Below are 2296 nucleotides of genomic sequence, written 5' to 3'. Positions count from 1 at the left end.
GGTGATGGTGACGTCGGCTCCGCCGGCCACCCGGATCGTCTCGTCGCGGGTCCGCACGGGCTCCTGCTTGCCGTCGCGCAGGTAGGTGTCGCCGTTCACCTGCTCGAGGTAGAAGTCGGTGACGTCCGGGCCGAGGTTGGTCATCCCCCACGCCACCTTGTCGTTGTGGCCGATGACGACACCCGGCACGCCGGAGAAGGAGAAGCCCGACACCCGGAACGGGCAGGTCTGCGACACGGTGCGGCACTGGAGGTTGACCTGCGTCCAGATGCCCGGGATGGACAGGCCGAGGTGCGGGTCGTTGGCCAGCAGCGGTTTGCCGGTCGTCGTCCGCGAGCCCGACACGACCCACGAGTTGGACCCGATGTCCGAGCCGCGGCCGAGGCCGGCCGGCACGGCGTCGAGGGCGGCCAGGGTCGCGTCGACGGCCCGTCTGCCGTCCGGGGCCCGCAGCTGTCGCAGCGCCGCCGGCTCGCCGCTCGCGGCCTGGTCGGTCTCGGACGCCGAGGGCTGCCAGTCACCCGCGGACAGGATCGGGTGGTTGCGGTCGTACGGGTAGGGCGGGTAGAGCAGCTGGATCTGCTTGAGGGTGCGGTTGCGCGAGAGGCGCGCGCGGGCCAGCTCGTCGTTGTAGTCGCCGCGCAGGTCCCACGCCATCGCCTTGAGCCAGGCCAGCGAGTCGACCGGCGTCCACGGCTCGACGCGGTAGCCGGGGTTGGTGCGCAGCAGGAAGGTGTACTCCAGCGACATCTTCTCCGGCGACTCGGCCTGCTTGATGTAGGCGTTGACGCCGTCGGCGTACGCCTGGAGGTACTGACGCGTCTCCGGCGCGAGCTTGGGCAGCTCGGCCTCGGCGACGCGTCGCCACCCCATCGTGCGGATGACCTTGTCGCTCTGCAGGCCGCCCGCGCCCACGAGCTCGGACAGGCGCCCGGCGGTCACGTGGCGACGCAGGTCCATCTCGAAGAAGCGGTCCTGGGCACTGACGAAGCCCTGTGCCCGGAAGAGGTCCTGGGCGTCGTCGGCGTAGATCGTCGGGACACCGCGGTCGTCGCGCTTGACCGACACCGAGCTGGTCAGGCCCTCGATCTGGAGCGTGCCGGTGGTCTGCGGGAAGGTCTGGCGCACCACTCCGACGGCGAGCACGCCCGCGCCGACGAGGACGAAGACGACGAGTACGGCGACGAGCAGGACGATCCGACGGGCGCGCTTCATCCGTGACACGCGACGAGCCTAGGCCACGGCCCACCGACGCAGCCCGCGGCACGGGGGTGCCCGGGCGGCGGGTGGCGCAATGGTTGGATTGGGCCTGACCGCGAGGAGCACCGGTGACCCGAGCCCCGTCCATCACGTCGTCGACCATGACGCTCGACGACCTCACGGGCGTGCTCCTCGTCGGTTCGCTCGTGCTCCTCGTCGCCGTGGCCGCGGTCCGCCTGTCGGTCCGCTCGGGCCTGCCCTCGCTGCTGCTCTACCTCGGGATCGGCCTGGCCCTCGGCAACGCGGGCGCCGGTATCCAGTTCGACGACGCGTCGATCACCCGGGTGCTCGGCTACGCCGCCCTCGTCCTCATCCTGGCCGAGGGCGGCCTGACGACCTCGTGGGACAACATCCGGCAGGCCGTGGCGCCGGCGTCGGTCCTCGCGACGGTCGGCGTCGTCGTCTCCGTGCTCGTCGTCGCCGTGGCCGCCCACACGATCCTGCCGCTGTCGTGGACGATCTCGCTGCTCGTCGGCGCCATCGTCACCTCGACCGACGCGGCAGCCGTGTTCGCGGTGCTGCGCAACGTGCCGCTGCCGCGACGGCTGTCGGGGATGCTCGAGGCGGAGTCCGGGTTCAACGACGCGCCGGTCGTCATCCTCGTCGTCGCTTTCGCCGCCCAGGGCGTCCCGGGAAGCCACGGCGAGCCGTGGTGGCTGCTCGTGCTCCACGCGGTGCTCGAGCTCCTCGGCGGCGCGGTCGTCGGCATCGCCGTCGGCTGGGTGGGCGGCCAGCTGCTTCGACGCGTCGCGGGCGGCTCCTCGGCCCTGTTCTCCATCGGCGTCGTCGCCCTGACCGTGCTCGCCTACGCCGTGGGCGCCGCGGTGCACGTCAGCGGGTTCCTCGCGGCCTACCTGTCGGCGCTCGTGCTCGGCAACATGGGCCTGCCCAACCGGACGCCGGTGCAGAGCTTCGCCAACGCCCTGGGCTGGATCGCCCAGATCGGCCTGTTCGTCCTCCTCGGCCTGCTCGCCGACCCGACCCGCCTCGACGAGCAGCTGGTCCCGGCGGTCGTCATCGGGCTGGTCCTGCTGCT

General features: G+C 72.0%; 2 protein-coding genes. One reads left to right on the top strand and one right to left on the bottom strand.

Annotated elements, in window-relative coordinates; translation table 11 throughout:
- On the bottom strand, positions 1-1215 hold a 1215-nt coding region (locus ACPYOM_RS21695; RefSeq protein ID WP_481347544.1), incomplete at its 3' end, for a penicillin acylase family protein.
- A gap of 113 nt (positions 1216-1328) precedes the next feature.
- Between ACPYOM_RS21695 and ACPYOM_RS21690 the strand changes: the two genes are divergently transcribed.
- Positions 1329-2296 (top strand): potassium/proton antiporter (locus ACPYOM_RS21690; RefSeq protein ID WP_481347543.1); only part of this gene is annotated, 968 nt, incomplete at its 3' end.

The sequence above is a fragment of the Monashia sp. HAY1-2A genome, assembly GCF_056755315.1.
Note: the sequence above shows the minus strand (reverse complement) of the source record. Positions and strands in the feature narration are given on the sequence as shown.